This is a genomic window from uncultured Microbacterium sp. (assembly GCF_945952435.1).
GTDB lineage: Bacteria > Actinomycetota > Actinomycetes > Actinomycetales > Microbacteriaceae > Microbacterium.
The window spans coordinates 78,507-99,600 of the sequence record NZ_CAMFHZ010000013.1 but is presented as its reverse complement, the minus strand read 5'-3'; the positions used below and the strand labels follow the sequence as shown (position 1 = coordinate 99,600).

The following is a 21,094-nucleotide window of genomic DNA, read 5'->3' as shown; positions in this document are numbered from 1 at the left end:
GCACCGAGGTGGGGAAGACGTCGTTCGAGGACTGCGACGCGTTGACGTGGTCGTTGGGGTGCACGGTCCCACCGAGGATCCGGGTCGCGAGCGTCGCCAGCACCTCGTTCATGTTCATGTTCGAGCTGGTGCCGGATCCGGTCTGGTACGTGTCGACCGGGAACTCGCCGTCGTGCGCGCCCGAGGCGACCTCGTCCGCGGCCTGGGCGATCGCGTCCGCGATCGCGCCGTCGAGCGTGCCGAGGTCCTTGTTCGCGAGTGCCGCGGCCTTCTTGATGCGGGCCAGCGCCGCGATCTGAGTGGACTCCAGTCCCTTGCCCGAGATCGGGAAGTTCTCCACGGCGCGCTGCGTCTGCGCGCCGTACAGCGCGTTCACGGGCACCCGCACCTCTCCCATGGTGTCGTGCTCGATGCGGTACTGCTCGGTGTCGGTCACTGCTTTCCTCCAGATGCGACGGTGGATGAGGGGGGATGTTCAGGCGTGGGCGTCGCTGAGGCCCACGGTGACGACAGGCACCGCGGTGCCCTCGCCGAGACGATAGTTGGCGCCGACGATGCCCAGCCGGCCCTCGGCGACGGCCGCGTTGATGAGCTCGGACGACTGCAGCAGATCCTGCACCGTGTTGCGCAGGTGCTCACGCCCCACGAGCTCGGCGTCGATGTCGTCGACGGCGGAGACGCCCTGCTCGGCCACGACCTTGCGCGCGGCGGGCACGATCGGCGCGATCAGACGCCAGATGTGCGGCGGGAGCGGAGCCGCGTCGATCGCGGTGCCGTCGATCGCCGCGCGGACCGCGCCGCAGCTGTCATGCGCGAGCACGACGATGAGAGGCACGCCGAGCACGTGCACGGCGTATTCGAGGCTCGCGACGATCGACTCGCCGAGCACCTGCCCCGCGTTGCGCACGACGAACAGGTCGCCGAGGCCCTTGTCGAAGATGATCTCCGCGGCCAGGCGCGAATCGGAGCAGCCGAACAGCGTCGCGAGCGGCGCCTGACCGGCGGTGAGCTCGTGCCGCTTGTCGACGTTCTGATTGGGGTGCTGCGGCTCGCCCGCCACGAACCGGCGGTTGCCCTCCTGCATGAGGGCCCATGCCTCGTCCGGGGTGAGCGAGCGCGGTGCGGGAGCGGTCATCGTTGTCCTTCGAGTTTGTCGATCTGCGGGCTGATCTTCGCGACGAGCTCGGCCGTCTGGGCCTTGCCGAGGGCGCCGTAGACGAGGATGTAGTCGGATCCGACCTGTGCGCCCAGCGCATCGGTGACGTTGCCGGACTGGCTGGGGTTTGCGATCGAGTACTGGTCCCACGTGCGACCGCCGATGCTCACGGTCCCCTTCGGCGCGGTGCCGCGCAAGGGCGTGAGCGCCCAGTCCGCATCGGCGTCGAACGCCTGCGCGATGTGGGCGTAGCCGCGGGCGTTCTGGGCTTTCGGGGCGACCGTGATGTCCCAGACGGTCGGCTTGCCGTCGACGAGCACGGCCTTGTTCACACGCCAGTTCGACGGGATCGTGGGGACGAGGACGGGCCTGTTCAACGAACTCTGCGCGTTCTTGGCCGCGGTCCCGAGATCCACTTCACCGCTGCCGTCGAAGTTGCCGCGGGGCACGATCAGCACGATGAGCAGCACGACGCCGACAGTCGCGATGATCGCGGCGACGAGCCCGCGGAAGGTCTGGCTGGAGCGGTACGCGGCCGAGAAGGCCGCCTTCCGGTCCGCGGTCTCCTGCGCGGTCTCCGCGCGGCCGAGCTCGGCGACGATGGGCGGCTGCTTCGGTGCGCGGCTCATCGCTGCGTCCCCTCGGGGGATCCCTCAGCCGCGGTGCGCGCCGCGTCCAGCCGGCGCTTGGCGCCGAGCAGCCATTCCTCGCAGCGGGCGGCGAGGGCCTCGCCGCGCTCCCACAGGCTCAGCGACTGCTCGAGTGTCGGCGCGCCCTGCTCGAGCTCCGCCACCACGCGGACGAGTTCGTCCCTGGCCCGCTCGAAGCTGAGCTCGGCGATCGCGGGATCGGCGGAACCGGGGACGGAGACGCCTCCGGAAGCGGACGGCTCGTTCGACACGGTCACTCCTTCATCCTACCGGCGAGGACCGGGCGCCTCGGTCGATCCTTCGTCTCCGGCGTCCTCCGCGACCTCGCCGTCGGACGTCGCCCGCATAGACCCTCGCCGAACCGTCACGGTCAGCGCGGTCCCGGCCGGGGCGTCGGCGGCGTCGCGCACGATCACGCCGTCGTCCCGATGCGCGATCGCGTAGCCGCGGGCCAGCGTCGCGGCCGGAGAGAGGGCGCGCAGCGAGGCGCGCAGTTCCGCCGTCCGCCGCCCGGCGACGTCCACGCTGCGCGTGAGGGCGTCGCGGGACCGCGCGAGGAGCAGCCAGACCTCCTGCGCACGGCGCTCGACGAGCGGATCCGGATCCTTCAGCACCGGACGCGAACGCAGTTGCTCCAGCTGGGCGATGTCGTGGGCGACCCGCTGCGAGACGCGCATCGTCGCGCGGGCGCGCAGCTGCCCGATGACCGCTCGCTGCTCGCCGACGTCCGGAACGACCCGCTTCGCCGCGTCGGTCGGGGTCGACGCCCGCAGATCGGCGACGTCGTCCAGCAGCGGGTGGTCGTTCTCGTGCCCGATCGCGCTGACGACGGGCGTGACGGCGGCCGCGACCGCCCGCACCAGGCGCTCGTCGCTGAAGCCGAGGAGGGTCTGCGGATCGCCGCCGCCGCGCGCGATCACGATGACGTCGACGTCCGGATCCGCGTCCAGCGTGCGCAGGGCGGCGAGCGTCTCCGGCACGCAGCGGTCGCCCTGCACGGCCGCGTGCACGGTGCGGAAGCGCACCTGCGGCCAGCGCAGCTCGGCATTGCGATGCACGTCCTTCTCCGCGTCCGAGTTCTCCCCTGTGATGAGCCCGATCACGTGCGGAAGGAACGGCAGCCGCTTCTTCCGTGCGGGATCGAAGAGCCCCTCCTGGCGCAACTGGGCGCGCAACCGCTCGAGACGTTCGAGCTGATCGCCGAGTCCGACGTGCTTCATCGCCGACACGGTGAAGCCGAAGTCGCCCGCCTTGACGAAGTAGTCGGCCTTGACGGCGGCCACCACGTGGTCGCCCACCGTCAGGTCGGAGGGGATCCGCGCGCGCACGCTCGACCAGACCCTGATCGAGATCTGCGCGTCGGATCGGGTGTCCTTGAGGCGCGCGAACACGTTGCCGGCACGGACGTTCCAGCTCGTGATCTCGCCTTCGACCCACACCGTTCCCCATTGGGCGACGAAGTCCCGGATGGTCGCATTGAGGCGTGCGATCGAGGTCGGTGCCTCAGCCGAGGAATCGCGCGGCGACACCGCGTCGGCGGGCGGAGCCTCGCCGGGGCCCGTGGCGGCTTCGAAGACGGTCATCGCATCCTGTCGTTCGGGCCGCGCTCGTCGTCGCGGCCACCCGCCGCAGCGAGCGGGCCGGAACAGGATAACGCGGACCGCCGACGCCCCTCGGGACGCCCCTCGGGACACCGGCCTGCGCGGCGTCCGTCCCGGCCTTCTGCCAGGAGGTCACGGATAGACTCGGGGGGTGAGTTCCCCCGTTGCGCTGCCTGTGCCGCAGATCCCTCGCCGTCGCCCCGAGGGCGTCCGCGAGCCCCTTCAGGACCGCCCGGTCGACGGGGCCAAGCGGGTGCTGCTTGCTGCTCCGCGTGGATACTGCGCCGGGGTCGACCGCGCGGTCGTCGCCGTCGAGAAGGCCCTGCAGCGCTACGGCGCCCCCGTGTACGTGCGCAAGCAGATCGTGCACAACATCCACGTCGTCACCGAGCTCGAAGCGCAGGGCGCGATCTTCGTCGACGAGGTGGACGAGATCCCCGAGGGCTCGCACGTCGTCTTCAGCGCGCACGGCGTCTCGCCGATGGTCGTCTCCGCGGCGGAGGACCGGCATCTGCACGCGATCGACGCGACCTGCCCGCTCGTCACGAAGGTGCATCGCGAGGCCGTGCGCTTCGCCCGCGATGACTTCGAGATCCTGCTCATCGGCCATGACGGTCACGAAGAGGTCGAGGGCACGGCGGGGGAGGCCCCGAACCATGTCACGGTCGTGAACTCCCCGGACGAGGCGGACCTCGTCGAGGTGCGCGACCCGTCGAAGGTGGTCTGGCTCTCGCAGACCACGCTCAGCGTGGACGAGACCATGGAGACCGTGAACCGGCTGCGGACCCGGTTCCCCGAGCTGCAGGATCCGCCGTCCGACGACATCTGCTACGCGACGCAGAACCGCCAGGTCGCGATCAAGAAGGTGGCGCACGATGCAGACCTGGTGATCGTCGTCGGATCGGCGAACTCGTCCAACAGCGTGCGGCTCGTCGAAGTGGCGCGCGAGTACGGCGCGAAGGCCGCCTACCGGGTCGACTACGCCGAGGAGATCCGCCAGGACTGGCTCGACGGCGTGTCGACGGTCGGCGTCACCAGCGGTGCGTCGGTGCCCGAGGTGCTCGTCGAGGAAGTGCTCGCCGCGCTCGCCGAGGCCGGCTACGGCGACGTCGAGGAGGTGCGCACCGCCGAGGAGGACCTCATGTTCTCGCTGCCGAAGGAGCTGCGCCAGGACGTCGCGGGACGCCGGGACGAGAGGGCGCTCGGCGGACGGACGGCCCGATGACCGAGCAGGGCGGATCCGCGGAGCCGTCACGCCCGCGCCCGCAGTACGGCGAGTATGCGACGACCGAGGAGCAGCTGCGCCGCTCCGGCCGGGAAGCGGCTCCCGTCCCCCCGGGACTGGCGCCGCCCGCGATCTCGCCCCACGCGGCGGCGTCGCACGCGCTTCCGCCGCGTCCCGGCGCGCCCTCCGCGAATACCCCTGCGTCGACCGCCGGAGCGGTGACGCCGGCGCATCCGATCGACCGCATCGCCGCCCTCGCGCTGCTCGCCTACGGGCTCTGGAACGTGATCACCTCGGTGATCACGTTCCTCGATCCCTCCACCCTCATCGGCACCATGATGCAGATGCTGGGCGTCAGCGGAACTTTCACGAACTACGGGCAGGCCAAGGTGCTCGGCATCGTCGCCGCGGTGATCCTCATCGTGGGCTGGACGCTCACCGCCGCCTGGACCGTGCTGCGGCTGCGTCGAGGCAAGCGCACCTGGTGGGTCCCGGTGCTCGGAGGCGCCGTCTTCGTCACGCTGTCCTCGATCTGCATCCTGGTCGCGTTCTACAGCGACCCGGCCGTGGTCTCGTACATCCAGGGACTCACGACCACGAAGCCGTGAGTGTCGGGATGGGAGCCACGGAAGGCGCCCGGTCATGAGGAACGCCCCGTCCGATCGGACGGGGCGTTCCTCATGACCGGGCGGGATCAGCTCTTCGACTGACCGTAGGATCCGAGCTGCCGGGTCGACTCGATGACGCGCTGCGCCATCGCGGTCTCGGCGACCTTGCCCCAGGCGCGCGGGTCGTAGACCTTCTTGTTGCCGACCTCGCCGTCCACCTTGAGCACGCCGTCGTAGTTCGAGAACATGTACCCGGCGACGGAACGCGTGAAGGCGTACTGCGTGTCGGTGTCGATGTTCATCTTGACGACGCCGTTCGCGACGGCGAGCGCGATCTCGGCATCGGACGATCCGGATCCGCCGTGGAAGACGAGGTCGAGCGGCTTGGGGCCGGTGCCGTACTTGGCCGCGACCTCGGCCTGGATCTCGCCGAGGAGCTCGGGGCGCAGCTTGACGCCGCCGGGCTTGTAGACGCCGTGCACGTTGCCGAAGGTCAGCGCCGCGATGTAGCGTCCCTGCTCGCCGAGGCCCAGGGCCTGCACGGCCTGATCGACGTCGGCGAAGGTCGTGTAGAGCGCCTCGTTCGAGCCCTCGTGCTGGACACCGTCCTCCTCGCCGCCGACCACGCCGATCTCGACCTCGAGGATCGCGTTGATGTTCTTCATGCGGGGCAGGAGATCCTTGGCGATCTCGATGTTCTCCGCGAGCGGCACGGCCGATCCGTCCCACATGTGCGACTGGAAGATCGGGTTGCGTCCCGCACGGACCTCTTCTTCGCTCGCCGCGATGAGCGGCTCGACGAAACCGGCGAGCGCGTCCTTCGGGCAGTGGTCGGTGTGCAGCGCGACCGTGATCGGGTACGACTTGGCGACCTCGGTGGCGAAGCGGGCGAAGGCGAGCGCACCGGTGGCGCGCGCCTTGACGCTCTGCCCGGCGAAGTAGTCGGCGCCGCCCGTGGTGACCTGGATGATGCCGTCGGACCCGGCCTCGGTCAGTCCCTGCAGCACGGCGTTGATGGTCTGCGAGCTGGAGACGTTGAACGCGGGGTAGGCGAACCCGCCCGCCTTCGCGCGGTCGAGCATCTCGGCGTACTGATCCGGGGTGGCAACGGGCATGGCATCTCCTGTGCTGGACGACGGGGGTCACGGCCACTCTATCGCCGCAGGATCGCCGATTCCGAGCGCATGACGAGGCCGCCGCAGGGCTGGATCTTCCGCTCGGTGAAGAACCGCGGATCTTTCGCCTCCGAGGGGCGGAAATCCACGGATCCGTAACGCGCCCACCTCTACGCTGGGCATCATGGTGAGTCTCACGGCCGATCTCAGCCCCCTTCGTCCCGACCGCAACCTCGCGCTGGAGCTCGTCCGCGCGACCGAGGCTGCGGCGATCCGCGCGGTGCCGTTCATCGGGCGGGGCGCGAAGGAGGCCGCGGACGGCGCCGCGGTCGACGCGATGCGCGCCTTCCTCGGCACGGTCGACTTCGACGGACGGGTCGTGATCGGTGAGGGCGAGAAGGACAACGCCCCGATGCTCTTCAACGGCGAGCACGTCGGCAGCGGAACGGGAACGGGGCCGCAGTGCGACATCGCGGTGGACCCGATCGATGGTACGTCTCTGACCGCCGCGGGACGTCAGAACGCGCTCTCGGTGATCGCCGTCTCCGACCGTGGCACGATGCTCGACGCGTCGAGCGTGTTCTACATGGACAAGCTCGTCACCGGTCCGGCCGGCGTGGGCGTCGTCGACATCCGCCTGCCGATCGGCGAGAACATCCGTCGCCTGGCCGCGGCGCTGGGCAAGCCGGTCGAGGAGATCGTCGTCTCGGTGCTGAACCGTCCTCGGCACGAGCAGCTCATCGCCGACATCCGCGAGGCGGGCGCCGGAACGCGCCTGATGAGCGACGGCGATGTGGCGGGCGGGATCAACGCCGCCCGGCACGGCGCGCGCACCGACATGTGCGTGGGTGTGGGCGGCAGCCCCGAGGGGATCGTCACCGCCTGTGCGATCAAGGCCCTCGGCGGTCACATCCAGGGCCGGCTCTGGCCGCGCGACGACGATGAGCGTCAGCGCGGGATCGACGCGGGCCTCGACATGGACAAGGTCTACGAAGCGGACGACCTGGTCAGCGGGAACAACACGATCTTCGTGGCGACCGGTGTGACCGACGGACAGCTCGTCGCGGGTGTGCGACGCGAAGGCGACTACCTCTACACCGAGAGCGTCGTGCTGCGCAGTGCGTCTGGCACGCTGCGCAGGATCGCCTCGGAGCACCTCGTCTCCAAGTGGCTCTGACGCCGGGAGCCATGCTCTGACGCCGGCCACCATAACGACCTGGTCGCATTCCGGTCCTTCTCGGCGACGCCTGGCACAATGGAGGTGCGCCGTTCGGCGTGCGTCGGAACCTTCGGCGCGAAGCAGGAGGGGTTTTCGCAATGGCTTCGGAGAACATCTACCGGCATGAGACGGTCACCGACACCGGTTCGGTGACGGTGGTGGAGATGGACGCCGCGCGTCGCCCCGACGTCTTGTTCCGCGTGCGTCGCGAAGAGGGTCACGAGGTGAGCGCCTGGTGGATGGTAGGTGCCTTCGTCCTCTTCTCCGGCATCGTCGTCTTCCTGCTCAGCGGGGTTCCGGGGAGCGCCTGACGGCATCGTCGTGGTGCGATTCGGAGGTCGATGACCCCGTGCCGATCCGTGTGCGGAGATCGCCCAGATCCGCCTGGATCGACGTCTTCCCGCCTCCGACCGGGTCCGTTCCCTCGCGCGACGGGTTCTCGTCCGACCCCGTCGAGTCGGCTGCCGGGGTGCTCGGGTCGTGCGCCGGAGGCACCAGCTCGTCCGCCGTGTAGCGGCGGGTCGCCGAGGTGATGCTCGGCGGCGCGGGGAGCGCATCCGCGTCGATTCCGGGGAAGCGTCGTGCGGTGACGAGCACGCGGCTTTCGAGCGAGCCGGCGAAGCGGTTGTAGCTGTCGACCGTGCGCTCGAGAGCCTTCCGCAGATCGTCCGCGTGGCCCGCGAGCACGCCGAGGCGGTCGTACAGCTGGGTGCCGAGATCGAGGAGGACTGCGGCCTCCGCGGACAGCTCCTGCTGCTTCCAGGTGTAGGCGACCGTCTTCAGCACGGCCCACAGGTTGACCGGAGTCGCGAGGGCCACGCGCTTGCCGAAGGCATAGTCCAGCAGCGTCGGGTCCTCGTCGAGTGCCGCGGACAGCAGGGACTCGCTGGGCAGGAAGCAGATCACGAACTCCGGCGCCACGTCCAGACCCGACCAGTACGCCTTCTTCGCCAGGGCATCGACGTGCGCTCGCACCGCCTTGACATGCTGCTGGATCAGTGAACGCCGTTGCGGATCGTCGTCGTCGAGCGCGCCGGCGGTGAGGAACGCATCGAGCGGCGCTTTCGCGTCGACCGCGATCGACGCTCCGCCCGCGAGCCGGATCACCATGTCAGGACGGCCGTGGCCGGTATCCGAGCGGATCGTCGTCTGCAGATCGAAGTCGACGTGGCGGGTGAGCCCCGCCGCCTCGACGACGCGGCGCAGCTGGGTCTCGCCCCACATCCCGCGCGCCGCGGTGGAGCGCAGGGCGCCCGCGAGGGACGCGGTGGTGGAGCGCAGCGCCTCGCCGTTCTCCTCCGTGCGGCGCAACTGCTCGCTGAGTTGACCGAACTGGGCCTGACGTTCACGCTCCAGCACGGTGACCGTCTGCTGCATCCGATGCAGGCTCTCGCGCACCGGTGCCAGCGCGGTGAGCACCGCGTTCTCCTGTCGTGTCCGGTCCGCGGCCTCGCTCTGCGTGCGGCGGGAGTGCTCGACGGCGTCCCGGTAAAGGTCGTTCTGGCGGTCGCGGTCCTCCCGGACGGCACGCAGCTCGGCGTCGGCACGGGCGAGATCCGTCGCACCGCGCATGCGACCGAAGTACCAGCCCAGGCAGAGACCGGCGCCGAGGGCGACGACGGCGAGGAGGAGTGCGATCGGATCCATTCCCTCATCCTGCGCCGGGCCACCGACATCGGCGGGATCCCGCGCGCGAGCGCACGGGACGGGGGTGGAGACCCGGCGGTCAGGCCGCCGTGCGCACCTTCGCGGCGGACGGTCCCAGCGGGTCCGCGATGCGCACGCCGATGGCCTCGGCGAGACCGTGGACGGTCCTCGACGCGGTGCGCCGGGCGGCGTCGATCACGATCTGGGCACAGGCGCGCGCATCCGCCAGCGCGTCGTGATGCGGGAAGGCGCCGAAGCCCGCCGCAGCCGCGGCGCGGGGGAGCTTGTAGGAATCGAGGTCGTAGACCTTGCGCGCCACACTCAGACTGCACAGCGATCGGTACGGCGGCGTCGGCGCCTCGGTGACCTCGCATGCACGGCGGATGACGTTCAGATCGAAACCCGCGTTGTGCGCCACGAGCACGTCCGCTCCGGCGAAGGCGCACAGGCGGTCGAGCTGATCGATCCAGCCGTCGGCGCCCGCGACCTCGTGCGCGCGGATCCCGTGGATGCGCACGTTCCACTCCTGGAACTCGTCGTGCCCGGCCGGTGGGCGGATGAGCCAGCCCGTCTGCGCGACGACCGCGCCGTCCCGGACGCGGACGAGGCCGACCGAGCACGCGGAGGCGGGGGAGGAGTTCGCCGTCTCGAAGTCGATCGCGGTGAAGTCCAGGGGCACGACTCCACCCTCCGTCCTGCGGAGCATTCCACGATCCAGGCGCGCCGGGGCGTGTCCGATCCCGCGCGTAGGCTGGCGGGATGACGCAGCGTGCGACGAGTTTCGGGGCGGAGAGCGGCAGCTACGAGAAGGGGCGCCCGGAGTATCCCGCCGATGCGGTCGCCTGGCTCCTGGAGCCTCTCGCGAAGGGGACCCGCGCCGTGGTCGACATCGGCGCGGGAACCGGGAAGCTGACCCGGGCGGTGCTCGCGCTCGGCGGGACGGATGTCGTCGCGGTCGACCCGGATCCGCAGATGCTCGCGACGTTGCAGGAGAACACTCCCGGCGTGCCCGTGCTCGAAGGCACCGCAGAGGGCCTGCCGCTCGGCGACGCGGTCGCCGACGCCGCGGTGCTCGGTCAGGCCTGGCACTGGGTGGATCCGGTGCGCGCCTCCCGGGAGATCGGCCGGGTGGTCCGCCCCGGCGGTGTGCTGGGCCTCATCTGGAACGTGCGCGACGACCGCGTCGAGTGGGTGCGCCGGCTCACCGCGATCATGCACGGCAGCGCCGCGGAGGAGATGATCGCCGAGGACGGCGTCCGGGTCGCGGATCCCTTCGGCGTGCTCGAACGGTGGCGCGGGGAGTGGAGTCGTCCCATGACCCGGGAGCAGCTGCACGCGATGGCGCGCTCGCGCAGCTACGTCATCACGGCCGCCGAGGAGGAGAAGCAGCGGATCGCCCGGGAGATGGATGCGCTCTTCGACGACCTCGGGCTCGCGGAGGGGCGGACGATCGACCTGCCCTACGTCACCGCCGCGTTCCGCGCGGTCCGCGGATCCTGAGCCTGCGGCGGCCCCGGTAGACTCGACCTCCGTGGCTCTCACCATCGGAATCGTCGGACTGCCCAACGTCGGCAAGTCCACCCTCTTCAACGCCCTGACCAAGAACGACGTGCTCGCGGCGAACTATCCGTTCGCGACGATCGAGCCGAACGTCGGCGTGGTCAACCTGCCCGATGCCCGCCTCGGCGTGCTCGCGGGGATCTTCGCCAGTGAGCGGATCCTGCCGGCGACCGTGTCGTTCGTGGACATCGCCGGCATCGTCCGCGGCGCGAGCGAGGGCGAGGGGCTCGGCAACCAGTTCCTCGCGAACATCCGCGAGGCCGACGCGATCGCCCAGGTCGTGCGCGGTTTCGCCGACGACGACGTCGTGCACGTCGAGGGCGCGATCGATCCGAAGAACGACCTGGAGACGATCAACGCCGAGCTCATGCTCGCCGACCTGCAGACGCTGGAGAAGGCCGTCGTGCGGTTCGAGAAGGAGGTGCGCGGCAAGAAGACGGATCCGGTCGTCCTGGAGACTGCGACGGCGGCCAAGGACGCGCTCGAACGGGGTCAGCTCCTGTCCACGAGCGGCATCGAGCTCGCGCCGATCAAGGAGCTCGGGCTGCTCACCGCCAAGCCGGTCATCTTCGTCTTCAACGTCGACGAGTCGGTCCTGACCGACGCCGCGCGCAAGGCCGAGCTCGCCGCGCTCGTGGCGCCCGCGCAGGCGATCTTCCTCGACGCGAAGATCGAGTCGGAGCTCATCGACCTGGATCCTGAGGACGCCGCGGAGCTGCTCGCCTCGACCGGTCAGGACGAGTCGGGCCTGGACCAGCTCGCCCGGATCGGCTTCGACACCCTCGGACTGCAGACCTACCTCACGGCCGGACCCAAGGAGGCGCGTGCCTGGACGATCGGCAAGGGCTGGAAGGCGCCTCAGGCCGCCGGTGTGATCCACACCGACTTCGAGAAGGGCTTCATCAAGGCGGAGGTCATCTCGTTCGACGACCTCGTCGAGACCGGCTCCGTCGTCGAGGCCCGCGCCAAGGGCAAGGCCCGCCTGGAGGGCAAGGACTACGTCATGCAGGACGGCGACGTGGTGGAGTTCCGCTTCAACAACTGAGGGCACGCGCCGCGCTGCTCACCAGCCCAGGGATCCTGGTGCACCCTTGAAGGGCCCCACGACCGCGCTCGTGATCCACCCTCCGTAGAAGCGTCCGGGCTGCGGCGTGACGACCTCGCCGTCCACCGTGCACGCGTCCATCTGCTGGGCGTACACGGCGACGCGATCCCTCAGGCTCTCGAATCCGGGCGACGGGTGCGGATAGTTCCACGCGGCGGCCGATCGCACCTCGTCGCCGCCGCGGACGTCGAGGTATCGTGCGGTGCCCTTGAACTCGCAGAACGACGAACCTGCGGCGTCGACCAGCGCGCCCTCCGCGAAGTCGGCCATCGGAATGTAGTAGACCGGCGGATGGCTGGTCTCCAGCACACGGACGGCGTCGCGGCTCTCCGCGATGAGGCGACCTCCGAGACGGATCGTCACGGGTCCGGCGACGGACTCGACGCGCGGCGGCCTGGGGTAGTCCCACACGGACTCCTGGCCTGGTCCGAGTACCTCGGGGCGCGGTCTTGGCACCTGTTCACTCTACGTCCGCGGTGCTTCACTGGGGCATGGCCGCTTCACCGATGTTCCCCCTCGGATCCGTGCTGTTCCCCCACGTGCCCATCGTGCTGCGGGTGTTCGAGCCGCGTTACCTGACGATGCTCGGGCGGCTGCTCGACGAGGACGAACCGGGGTTCGAGTTCGGGGTCGTCCTCATCGAGCGCGGCTCCGAGGCCGGTGGCGGCGACCAGCGGGCCGGGGTCGGGACGCTGGCGCGCCTCGTGAGAGTCGCCGCGGGCGCCGACGACCTGCTCATCGTCGGCGTGGGGACCGGGCGGTTCACGGTCGAGCGATGGCTCGACGACGATCCGTACCCCCGGGCCGAGCTCTCGATGCTGCCCGAGCTGGTGTGGTCCGCGACGCTGGAGCCTCTGCGGACCCAGGCCGAAGCGGTCGTACGACGAGCCGCCGCCCGCGTCGCGGAACCACAGGAGGACGCGCCGGTCGAACTGTCGGACGATCCTGTCGAAGCCGCGTGGCAGCTCGCAGCCATCGCGCCGCTGGGCGAGTACGACCGGTACACCCTGGTGAGAGCGACGTCGATGGGAGATCTCCTGCGTCGGATGATCGATCTGACGCTGGAGGCCGAGCAGCTCTGGGCCGCAGACGGCGACGTCTGACCGCCGGTCACCGCTCGGGGTCGCGCAGCCTCACCTCGAGGGCGTCCGTATGCATCCCGACGTTGAGGACGTTCCCGGCGTCGTCCTGGACGAAGAATCGCGTTACGCCCCACGGCTCGTCGGTGAGCGGGTGCACGATCTCCATTCCAGCGGCTTCCACGTTCGACAACGCCTCGTGCACGTCGTCGACGAAGATCGAGACGGTCGGCTCGACAGGCGCGGTCGCATCCGCCGTCATCAGCGAGAGTTGGTGCGCCCCATCGCTGTCTGCGAGGGTGACGATCCAACCGTGATCCATGACCACCTCCAGACCGGTGAGGGCGCGGTAGGCGTGCACGACACGGGGGAGATCGTCGACCGTCAGCAGGGGCACGACGCGCTGGACTCGCATGCCCTCACGCTAGGCGCCCTCCCGCGCGCAGACAACGGACGACGGAGAATGACCCCCGTCAGCGCAGCGACTGTGCGAGCCCGACGAGGATCCCCTCCGGTCCGCGGACGTAGCACAGGCGATAGACGCCCTCGTAGTCCACGACTTCCGAGCTGACGAGGGTGGCGCCGATCGCCGAGATGCGGGCGAGAGTGTCGTCCAGATCGTCGACCTCGAACATGACCCGCAGATACCCGAGGGCGTTCACGGGCGCGGCGCGGTGGTCCTCGATCACGTCCGGCTCACGGAAGCGGGAGAGCTCCACGGCGCCGTGCCCGTCCGGGGTGCGCATCATCGCGACCTCGACGCGCTGATCTCCGAGGCCGGTCACCGCTCCCGCCCAGGGGCCGTCGACGTCCATGCGGCCCTCGAGCTCGAGGCCCAGTTCGCCGAAGAACGCGATCGCCGCGTCCAGGTCCTCGACCACGATTCCGATGTTGTCCATGCGCACCGTCATGCCGCCATATTAGACAGCCCGCGTCCGACCGCAGAGGCCTGCAAGGAGGACGGACAGGCGGACTCGATACGATGGCCCGGTGACTCAGAACAGCATCTTCGAGCCCGATGGCCGCGCAATCCCGTACGTCGACGAGATGTCCGAGGGCGACGGACCCGCTCTGGTGCTGATCCCCGGTCGCGGCCTGGAGGGCGGGGCGCTCGGATCCGTCGCGCACATTCTCGCGGGCGAGGGCATCCGCGTGCTGCGGATCGGATCCCGCGCCGGCTCGGACGAGACCGTTTCGCTGCAGCAGCGCGTCGACGACGCGAGCGACGTGATGGACCACGTCGGCATCGGAGCGAGCTGGATCGGCGGCCACGGAGTGGGCGGCACCGTCGCCCGGGCGCTCTCGGCGAAGCGCACGGACCGCGCGCTCGGAGTGCTGCTGCTCGGGGTCGAGGACGTGGACGTCCCGCTGGCTCCGGCGGTCCCCGTGCTGATCGTCCAGGGCTCCGAGGACGACGTGATGCCGCCGGTCAACGGCGAGAGGCTGCGCGACGCCGCACCGGAGCGCACCAGCATCGTGACGATCGAAGGCGGGGGCCACCTGTTCCCGGTCAGCGATCCGGTCGACACCGCGTTCGCGATCGAGGACTACCTCGCCTGGGACTGAGCTCCGCAGGGGGCCGCCGCGGATGTCGGCGGCCGGTGGCAGGATGAGTCCATGCCCGAGGCGCCCGAGGTCCAGGCGCTCGTCGAGTTCCTCGGCGAGCGGGGGATCGGCCGCGCGTTCCGTGCGATCGACCACGTCGACCACCGGATCGTGAAGACCCGCGATCGCCCGCCGCAGACGCTCGACGGCGCGCAGATCGCCGAGGTGCGCCGTTTCGGGAAATACGCGGGGATCGCCACCGATGCCGGGTGGTTGGTCGTCAGCTTCGGACGCAACGGCTGGATCCGCATCGACGGCGAGCCCGATACCGGCGCGCTGCCGGTCGCGCATGTCGTGCTCGACGACGGAACCGGCTTCGAGATCGTCGAGCGCGGCGAATTCCTCGCGGTCGCGGTCTGGGTCGTCGACGCTCCGACCGACGTGGCCGGCGTGGCCGCCCTCGGCCCCGATCCGCTGGCCGAGGACTTCTCCCGCGAAGACCTCGAACGGGTGCTCGGAGCGCGCCGCAAGCAGATCAAGGCGCTCCTCCAGGAACAGGCGTCCCTCGCCGGGATCGGCAACGCCTATTCGGATGAGATCCTGCACCGGGCGCGGATCGCCCCCGCCACGCACGCGTCCCTGCTCGCATCCGAGGATCGCGACCGGCTCTTCGCGGCGCTGATCGACACGATGCGGCAGGCCGCGGCGGAGCGACGCGGCCTCCGACCCGCCGACCTCAAGGCGGCCAAGGTCGCGGCGATGACGGTGCACGGGCGGGGCGGACAGCCGTGCCCGGTCTGCGGCGCGGAGGTCGCCGATCACGTGTTCGGCGGAGCCTCTGCGCAGTACTGCCCGGTGTGTCAGACGGTGCCGTCGATGCCCTGACCGCGCCACCGGCTAGCCTGAGCGGGTGAGCAGCCTTCCCCTCCGCCACCGCTGGCGGGTGCGCGCGCTCGTCGGTCTCCTCGTCGGCGTCGCGGTCGGGCTCGTGATCGCACCGTTGCTCGGCGTCGCGGCGGGGCTGCTCGCCGGATGGGGCTCGCTCGCGCTCGTCGGCACGGTGTGGATCCTCCTCGTCGCGTGGCCGATGGACGCCGCGCAGACCCGTGCGCACGCGACGGAGGAGGACCCGGGACGGCGGTGGGCCCGGCTGATCGCCGTGACAGGGAGCTTCGCGAGCGTGGCCGCGGTGCTCGTCGTCGTGCTGCAAGCCAGGCACGCGCACGGCTGGACCGAGTTCGCCCTCGCAGGCATCGCCGTGCTCAGCGTCGCCGCCTCGTGGGGGCTCATCCAGACCGACTACATGCTCCGCTACGCCCGTCTCTACTACGACGATTCGGGCGCCGAGGGGATCGTCTTCAACCAGAAGCAGGACCCGGAGTACACCGACTTCATCTACTTCTCGATCGGCCTCGGCATGACCTATCAGGTGGCCGACACCAACGTGACGCGCAACGCGATCCGGCGGATCGTGATCGCGCAGACCGCGATCGCCTATGTCTTCGGGGCGTTGATCCTCGGAACGATCATCAACCTCGTCACGGGACTGGGCTGAAGCTCAGACGCCGAGGGCGGAGAGCTCCTCGCGCAGCCGCGGCTCGGTGCGGCGTTCCGGCCGGACGCCCGCCTTATCGGCGTAGAACGCGCGGAGCCGTTGCATGTCGGCATGCACGTCCCCGGTGAGAGCGAAGGTGGGTCCGAGGCCGGTGGTCATCGTGGTGCGATCCACGTAGCCGAGGGTCACCGGCAGTCCCGTCGCCCGCGCGATCCGGTAGAAGCCGGACTTCCAGTGGTCGTTGCCGCCGCGCGTGCCGTCCGGCGTGACGACGAGGCCGAAGACCGCGCCCGCGTCGATCCTCGCGATCACCTCGTCCACCACGCGGCTCGGATCCGATCGGTCGACGGGGATTCCGCCGAGGCGGCGCATGAGCGGGCCGCGCCATCCCCGGAAGAGACTTTTCTTGCCGAGCCAGTGCACGTCGATCCGGTTCCGCCACGCGATCGCGAGCATCAGGACGAAGTCCCAGTTGGAGGTGTGCGGGGCGCCGATCAGCACGCTCGGCCGCTCGGGGGCCGGTCCTCCGACGAGCCTCCAGCGGCTGCAGGCCCAGAACGCTCGGGCGATGAGTGACTTCACCATGCGACAACCGTAGGTGGCGTCGCATTCCCGCGGCGGCATGGTCCGCAGACGCCGAGGGCGCCCACCGGACCGGCGGACGCCCTCGGCGGAAGCCTCACTCAGGCCGTCTGGGGGAGCAGCGAGAAGGAGACGGCGCCCTCCTCGTCGACGTTCGCGTCCAGGACCTTGTCGTCGAGGACGATCGCCGCCTCTCCCTCCAGGAAGACGGGGGCGCCGGGAAGATCGACGACCTTGTCGTCCGCCTCGGGGGAGACGACCACGTCGGCGGCGAGGCGGGGCTCGCCGGCCGGGCCGTGGGACTCGGACGTGTGGATGCGCAGACCCGCGCTCTCCGCGTCGGTGCGACGACGGACGAGGGTGGTGACCAGAGCGGTGGCGTTGTCGGTCAGGGTGAGCATGAAGCGCTCCTTTCCGGTTGCGGACATGACGCGGCTGCGACATGTCCGGGCAACGATTCCCGCTCGGCGCGAAGGTCTCAACCCCGGCACGCGGGTCCGGCCGGATTCGGAGGGTTCTCCCACCTGGGCGCGGCGAAACGCTCGTGGAGGACTCCGCGACGCTCGCCCCCGCGGAGGACACCGCGGGCCTCACCAGCGAGCGGAGGGACCCCCGGAGCCACGAACCATCCGGCCCGTCGCGCTCGCACCGGCCCCGACGCGCCCGCACCGGCGTAGCATCGAGGCATGACCACTGCAGCCGAGCATGCGCAGCAGACGCCCGCGGACGCCGATCAGGACCACGCTTCTGCGGCCCCCGAGCCCCTCGTTCCCCTCCCGGGGCTGACCTCCCTGACGCTGACCGATGGCGACGGCGCCGGCCTGTGCATCGGCGGCGTCTGCCGCCTCCCCGTCACGAAGGACTGAGGCGAACCCCCCGCACAAACGGCTGAGGCCAACCTCGCGCTCAGTGCATGGCGGGGACCGCATCCTCCTCGGCCGGCTGATCCGCGGGCTTGCGGATGAAGAACGAGCCGATCACGGTCACGGTCGCGACGACCGCGCCGATGACGAAGGTGGCCCGTGATCCCGCGGCGACCGCCTCCGGCACCTCCGTGCCGCCTCCCGCGTTCACGATGAGAGTGAACACGGCGATCATGACGGCGATGCCGGCCGCACCCGCGACCTGCTGCACGGTGCCGATCACGGCACTGCCGTAGGAGTAGAACCGGGGCGTCAGCGAGGCGAGGGACGCCGTGAAGAGCGGCGTGAACGAGAGCGCCAGTCCGGTCGACAGCAGCGTCTGGGCGACGAGCACCACCCAGACGGGCGTGGTCGTCGTCAGGCCCGTGTAGAACCAGAGCGTCGCGGCCGTGAGGATCGATCCGGGCACGAGGAGGACCCGGGTCCCGCGGGCGTCGTAGATCCGCCCGATGACCGGTCCGAGCAGGCCCATCGCGAGGGCGCCGGGGAGCACGACGAGTCCGGCATCCGTGGTCTCCAGACCGAGCGCCTTCTGCAGGTACAGCGGGATCACCGTGAGGGCGCCGAAGAACGCGAGCGACAGCAGGAACATCTGCACCATCGCGAGGGTGAAGTCGCGGGAGCGGAAGACGCGCAGATCGAGCAGGGCCTCGTCCGAGCGCTGCAGGTGCGCCTGACGCCACAGGAACGCGGCGAGACCGAGCACCCCGACCACGAGGGCGAGGATCATCGACAGCGGGGATCCGCCGCTCCCGGCGAGCGCGCCGATCTGGCTGAGGCCGAAGACCAGGCCTCCGAACCCGAACGCGGACAGGATCACGGAGAGGACGTCCAGCGGCGCGTGCGACAGCTCTCCGACGTTCGTGAGCCAGCGCCAGCCGATGGCCATCGCGATCAGGGCGATCGGAAGCACCACGACGAAGATGGACCGCCAGCCGAAGTGGTCCAGCAGGAAGCCCGAGAGCGTCGGACCGATCGCAGGGGCGAGCGAGATGACGATGCTGACCCGGCCCATCATGCGCCCGCGGGTCGCGGGAGGAACGAGGCTCATCAGCGTGGTCATGAGCAGCGGCATCATGATCGCCGTGCCGGAGGCCTGGACGACGCGCGCGACGAGCAGCACCTCGAGCCCGGGCGCGAGGGCCGCGATGAGCGTGCCCGCGGAGAACAGGGTGAGCGCTCCGAGGAACATCTGCCGGGTCGTGAAGCGTCGGAGCAGGAAGCCTGTGATCGGGATGACGACCGCCATCGTCAGCATGAACGCGCTGGTGACCCACTGGGCCGCGATGGGGGTGATGTGCAGGTCGTCGATGAGGTGCGGGATCGCCATGCTCATCGTCGTCTCGTTGAGGATGGCGACGAAGGCGGCCACGAGGAGCACCCAGATCACCGCCATGTCGCGGCGGGGAATGAGCGACGATCCGCGGGCGGGCACGGATCCGGTGTCGACGGCGGACATGCGGGCCTCCAGGAGGGAAGAGAAGGGAATGCGGAGCGTGGGCGGAGCGCCGCGTGTTCAGGCTAACCATAGGGTCGGACATCGAATTCCCGATACGGGTGCCGGGCTTCTCGGCGCGATCCGGGACCGCGCCCGTGGCGACCGACCGGGCCCCGGTCGTCGTACGCTGGCACCGATGAGCATGATGGGCAGGGTCGGACCGCGCGGCGGCATGCGACCGATCGACGAGGACGCGCAGCGTCGGGCCAACGCCGCGGCGCCAAAGATCGAGGACCTGGGCCGCAGGGTGATCGCGCTCTTCCGGCCGTACCGCGCACGGATCGTCGTGACCATGCTGCTCGTCGTCCTCGGCGCCGCCCTCGGCGTGGTCCCGCCGCTGCTCGTGCGCCACGTGTTCGACGACGCCCTGTTCCCGAAGAGCGGCGGCCCGCAGCTCGGCCTGCTCGTGGGACTCGTGACCACGATGATCGTGCTGTACCTCGTCTCGGCGGGCCTCGGCGTGCTGCAGACCTGGTTCACCTCCACGGTCGGCAACAACGTCACGGGCGACCTGCGCGTGCGGCTGTTCGAGCACTTGCAGTCGATGGAGCTCGGCTTCTTCACCCGCACCAAGACCGGCGTGATCCAGTCGCGGATCCAGAACGACGTCGGCGCGGTCTCCGGGGTGCTCACGAGCACCGTGACGAGCATCCTCGGCAACGCGGTCACGGTCATCGCGTCGCTCGTCGCGATGATCCTGCTCGACTGGCGGCTCACCCTCATCGCCGTCTGCGTCATGCCGATCCTCGTCCTCGTCCAGCGCCGCGTGGGGCAGGTCAGGGCGCGGATCGCCGCGCAGACGCAGGAGTCCCTGAGCGAGCTCACCGCGATCACGCAGGAGACCCTGAGCGTGTCGGGGATCCTGCTGTCGAAGTCCTTCAACCGGCAGGGGGCGGAGTCGGAGCGCTATCAGGCGCAGAACCGCACGCAGATCCGCCTGCAGGTGCGCACCGCGATGAGCGGCCAGGGCTTCTTCGCCGTCGTCTCCGTCATCATGTCGAGCGTCCCCGCGATCATCTACCTCGTCGCGGGCTTCCTCGTCGCGGGGGGCACGGGATCCATCACCGCGGGCGCGATCGTCGCCTTCACGACGGTGCAGGCCCGGCTGCTGATGCCCCTCATCGGGCTCATGCGCGTCGCGCTCGAAGTGCAGACGTCGCAGGCCCTGTTCGCGCGCATCTTCGAGTACCTCGATCTCGTGCCGGAGATCGCCGACGCTCCGGGGGCGCTGCCCGCTGCCGCCGCCCCGGGTCCGCGCGGCCGGCTCGAGTTCCGCGATGTGCGCTTCCGATATCCGGATGCGACGGGCTCCGGCCGCGACACCCTCCAGGGCGTCTCGTTCGTCGCCGAACCCGGCGAGCACGTGGCCTTCGTCGGTCCGTCCGGTGCCGGAAAGACGACGATCCTCTACCTCGCCCCCCGGCTCTACGAGGCGACCTCCGGGACCGTTCTCTTCGACGGAGCGGACGTGCGCGCGCTCACGCAGGACTCGATCATCGAGCAGATCGGGATCGTGTCCCAGGAGACGTACCTCTTCCATGCGACCATCCGCGAGAACCTGCTCTACGCCAAACCGGACGCCACCGACGCCGAGCTCGTCGCGGCATGCACGGCTGCCAACATCCACCACGTGATCGCCGGGTTCGAGCACGGCTACGACACGGTCGTAGGGGAGCGGGGCTACCGGCTCTCCGGGGGCGAGAAGCAGCGGATCGCGATCGCGCGCGTGCTCCTCAAGGATCCGCCCGTGCTGCTCCTGGACGAGGCGACCTCGGCTCTCGACACGGTGTCGGAACGCGTCGTGCAGGAGGCGCTCGACGAGGCGGCGAAGGGGCGTACGACGCTGACGATCGCGCATCGGCTCTCGACGGTCATCGGCGCCGACGTGATCCACGTCGTCGAGGAGGGACGCATCGTCGAATCGGGTACGCACTCCGCACTGCTCGCACAGGGTGGCCTGTACGCCGACCTCGCCGCGCAGCAGGTGGCCGCGGCCCGGATCGACGACGACCTCCGCTCGGCGTGA

General features: G+C 70.3%; 26 protein-coding genes. 12 read left to right on the top strand and 14 right to left on the bottom strand.

Annotation, left to right across the window (positions count from 1 at the left end; all coding sequences use genetic code 11):
• From Q0P88_RS08885 to xseA, 5 genes are all read right to left on the bottom strand, one after another.
• Window positions 1–436 (bottom strand): lyase family protein (locus Q0P88_RS08885; RefSeq protein ID WP_295013212.1); only part of this gene is annotated, 436 nt, incomplete at its 3' end.
• A 39-nt stretch (window positions 437–475) separates the two neighbouring features.
• The gene (locus tag Q0P88_RS08880) at window positions 476–1,135 is read right to left on the bottom strand and encodes a carbonic anhydrase (protein WP_295013210.1); all 660 of its coding nucleotides are present in this window, start codon (window positions 1,133–1,135) and stop codon (window positions 476–478) included.
• Entirely contained in the window at window positions 1,132–1,785 is a 654-nt protein-coding gene (locus tag Q0P88_RS08875) for a DUF4245 family protein (RefSeq protein ID WP_295013207.1), read from the bottom strand. The genes Q0P88_RS08880 and Q0P88_RS08875 overlap by 4 nt, the downstream gene beginning before the upstream one ends.
• Window positions 1,782–2,057, bottom strand: a complete 276-nt coding sequence (locus Q0P88_RS08870; protein WP_295013224.1) for an exodeoxyribonuclease VII small subunit — start codon at window positions 2,055–2,057, stop codon at window positions 1,782–1,784. The genes Q0P88_RS08875 and Q0P88_RS08870 overlap by 4 nt, the downstream gene beginning before the upstream one ends.
• A 15-nt stretch (window positions 2,058–2,072) precedes the next feature.
• Window positions 2,073–3,389, bottom strand: coding sequence for an exodeoxyribonuclease VII large subunit (gene xseA, locus Q0P88_RS08865; RefSeq protein WP_295013205.1), 1,317 nt, complete (start codon window positions 3,387–3,389; stop codon window positions 2,073–2,075).
• 202 nt (window positions 3,390–3,591) lie between these two features.
• On the opposite strand from xseA, the gene Q0P88_RS08860 reads away from it, so the two are divergent.
• Together Q0P88_RS08860 and Q0P88_RS08855 are read left to right on the top strand one after the other, a co-directional pair.
• Complete coding sequence (locus Q0P88_RS08860; protein WP_295013222.1) at window positions 3,592–4,632, top strand: 4-hydroxy-3-methylbut-2-enyl diphosphate reductase; 1,041 nt, start codon at window positions 3,592–3,594, stop codon at window positions 4,630–4,632.
• Window positions 4,629–5,240 carry a DUF6264 family protein gene (locus Q0P88_RS08855; protein ID WP_295013203.1) on the top strand — a complete coding sequence of 204 codons (612 nt, stop codon included), beginning with the start codon at window positions 4,629–4,631 and terminating at the stop codon, window positions 5,238–5,240. Before Q0P88_RS08860 ends, Q0P88_RS08855 begins: the two co-directional genes overlap by 4 nt.
• A gap of 86 nt (window positions 5,241–5,326) precedes the next feature.
• On the opposite strand, the gene fbaA is transcribed toward Q0P88_RS08855, so the two are convergent.
• Window positions 5,327–6,355 (bottom strand): class II fructose-bisphosphate aldolase, encoded by a 1,029-nt coding sequence (fbaA, locus tag Q0P88_RS08850; protein ID WP_295013201.1) that lies wholly within the window; start codon window positions 6,353–6,355, stop codon window positions 5,327–5,329.
• Window positions 6,356–6,539: 184 nt separating this feature from the next.
• On the opposite strand from fbaA, the gene glpX reads away from it, so the two are divergent.
• Together glpX and Q0P88_RS08840 are read left to right on the top strand one after the other, a co-directional pair.
• Window positions 6,540–7,532 (top strand): class II fructose-bisphosphatase, encoded by a 993-nt coding sequence (gene glpX, locus Q0P88_RS08845; RefSeq protein WP_295013199.1) that lies wholly within the window; start codon window positions 6,540–6,542, stop codon window positions 7,530–7,532.
• 140 nt (window positions 7,533–7,672) lie between these two features.
• The gene (locus Q0P88_RS08840; protein ID WP_295013196.1) at window positions 7,673–7,885 is read left to right on the top strand and encodes a UDP-N-acetylmuramyl pentapeptide phosphotransferase; all 213 of its coding nucleotides are present in this window, start codon (window positions 7,673–7,675) and stop codon (window positions 7,883–7,885) included.
• On the opposite strand, the gene Q0P88_RS08835 is transcribed toward Q0P88_RS08840, so the two are convergent.
• The gene (locus Q0P88_RS08835; RefSeq protein ID WP_295013195.1) at window positions 7,860–9,221 is read right to left on the bottom strand and encodes a DNA recombination protein RmuC; all 1,362 of its coding nucleotides are present in this window, start codon (window positions 9,219–9,221) and stop codon (window positions 7,860–7,862) included. The two genes, Q0P88_RS08840 and Q0P88_RS08835, sit on opposite strands and share 26 nt — an antisense overlap.
• Window positions 9,222–9,300: 79 nt before the next feature.
• On the bottom strand, window positions 9,301–9,900 hold the full coding sequence (locus Q0P88_RS08830) for a 3'-5' exonuclease (RefSeq protein ID WP_295013193.1): 600 nt from the start codon (window positions 9,898–9,900) through the stop codon (window positions 9,301–9,303).
• Between the two features lie 80 nt (window positions 9,901–9,980).
• On the opposite strand from Q0P88_RS08830, the gene Q0P88_RS08825 reads away from it, so the two are divergent.
• Complete coding sequence (locus Q0P88_RS08825) at window positions 9,981–10,721, top strand: class I SAM-dependent methyltransferase (protein ID WP_295013191.1); 741 nt, start codon at window positions 9,981–9,983, stop codon at window positions 10,719–10,721.
• Window positions 10,722–10,752: 31 nt separating this feature from the next.
• Entirely contained in the window at window positions 10,753–11,826 is a 1,074-nt protein-coding gene (ychF, locus tag Q0P88_RS08820) for a redox-regulated ATPase YchF (RefSeq protein WP_295013188.1), read from the top strand.
• A gap of 18 nt (window positions 11,827–11,844) precedes the next feature.
• On the opposite strand, the gene Q0P88_RS08815 is transcribed toward ychF, so the two are convergent.
• A complete protein-coding gene (locus Q0P88_RS08815; protein ID WP_295013186.1) occupies window positions 11,845–12,342 on the bottom strand; it encodes a DUF427 domain-containing protein in 498 nt (165 codons plus the stop codon).
• Between the two features lie 35 nt (window positions 12,343–12,377).
• Here Q0P88_RS08815 and Q0P88_RS08810 point away from each other — a divergent pair, with 35 nt between their 5' ends.
• Window positions 12,378–12,989 (top strand): LON peptidase substrate-binding domain-containing protein, encoded by a 612-nt coding sequence (locus tag Q0P88_RS08810; protein ID WP_295013184.1) that lies wholly within the window; start codon window positions 12,378–12,380, stop codon window positions 12,987–12,989.
• Between the two features lie 7 nt (window positions 12,990–12,996).
• Here Q0P88_RS08810 and Q0P88_RS08805 read toward each other — a convergent pair whose 3' ends face one another.
• On the bottom strand, window positions 12,997–13,380 hold the full coding sequence (locus tag Q0P88_RS08805) for a VOC family protein (RefSeq protein ID WP_295013183.1): 384 nt from the start codon (window positions 13,378–13,380) through the stop codon (window positions 12,997–12,999).
• A 58-nt stretch (window positions 13,381–13,438) separates the two neighbouring features.
• Window positions 13,439–13,876 (bottom strand): VOC family protein, encoded by a 438-nt coding sequence (locus Q0P88_RS08800; RefSeq protein ID WP_295013181.1) that lies wholly within the window; start codon window positions 13,874–13,876, stop codon window positions 13,439–13,441.
• A 79-nt stretch (window positions 13,877–13,955) separates the two neighbouring features.
• Between Q0P88_RS08800 and Q0P88_RS08795 the strand changes: the two genes are divergently transcribed.
• The 3 genes from Q0P88_RS08795 to Q0P88_RS08785 are packed head-to-tail and all read left to right on the top strand — an operon-like array spanning window position 13,956 to window position 16,065.
• Window positions 13,956–14,531 (top strand): alpha/beta fold hydrolase, encoded by a 576-nt coding sequence (locus Q0P88_RS08795; protein ID WP_295013179.1) that lies wholly within the window; start codon window positions 13,956–13,958, stop codon window positions 14,529–14,531.
• Window positions 14,532–14,582: 51 nt separating this feature from the next.
• Window positions 14,583–15,395 carry a DNA-formamidopyrimidine glycosylase family protein gene (locus tag Q0P88_RS08790; protein WP_295013177.1) on the top strand — a complete coding sequence of 271 codons (813 nt, stop codon included), beginning with the start codon at window positions 14,583–14,585 and terminating at the stop codon, window positions 15,393–15,395.
• 25 nt (window positions 15,396–15,420) lie between these two features.
• A complete protein-coding gene (locus Q0P88_RS08785; RefSeq protein ID WP_295013176.1) occupies window positions 15,421–16,065 on the top strand; it encodes a DUF1345 domain-containing protein in 645 nt (214 codons plus the stop codon).
• 3 nt (window positions 16,066–16,068) lie between these two features.
• Here the strand turns inward: Q0P88_RS08785 and Q0P88_RS08780 are convergent, their stop codons facing one another.
• The gene (locus Q0P88_RS08780; protein ID WP_295013174.1) at window positions 16,069–16,650 is read right to left on the bottom strand and encodes a 1-acyl-sn-glycerol-3-phosphate acyltransferase; all 582 of its coding nucleotides are present in this window, start codon (window positions 16,648–16,650) and stop codon (window positions 16,069–16,071) included.
• Window positions 16,651–16,748: 98 nt separating this feature from the next.
• Window positions 16,749–17,048, bottom strand: coding sequence for a Fe-S cluster assembly protein HesB (locus Q0P88_RS08775; protein WP_295013172.1), 300 nt, complete (start codon window positions 17,046–17,048; stop codon window positions 16,749–16,751).
• Window positions 17,049–17,333: 285 nt separating this feature from the next.
• Here Q0P88_RS08775 and Q0P88_RS08770 point away from each other — a divergent pair, with 285 nt between their 5' ends.
• Window positions 17,334–17,513 carry a hypothetical protein gene (locus tag Q0P88_RS08770; RefSeq protein ID WP_295013170.1) on the top strand — a complete coding sequence of 60 codons (180 nt, stop codon included), beginning with the start codon at window positions 17,334–17,336 and terminating at the stop codon, window positions 17,511–17,513.
• 40 nt (window positions 17,514–17,553) lie between these two features.
• On the opposite strand, the gene Q0P88_RS08765 is transcribed toward Q0P88_RS08770, so the two are convergent.
• Entirely contained in the window at window positions 17,554–19,029 is a 1,476-nt protein-coding gene (locus tag Q0P88_RS08765; RefSeq protein ID WP_295013168.1) for an MDR family MFS transporter, read from the bottom strand.
• 181 nt (window positions 19,030–19,210) lie between these two features.
• Here Q0P88_RS08765 and Q0P88_RS08760 point away from each other — a divergent pair, with 181 nt between their 5' ends.
• Window positions 19,211–21,094, top strand: coding sequence for an ABC transporter ATP-binding protein (locus tag Q0P88_RS08760; protein WP_295013220.1), 1,884 nt, complete (start codon window positions 19,211–19,213; stop codon window positions 21,092–21,094).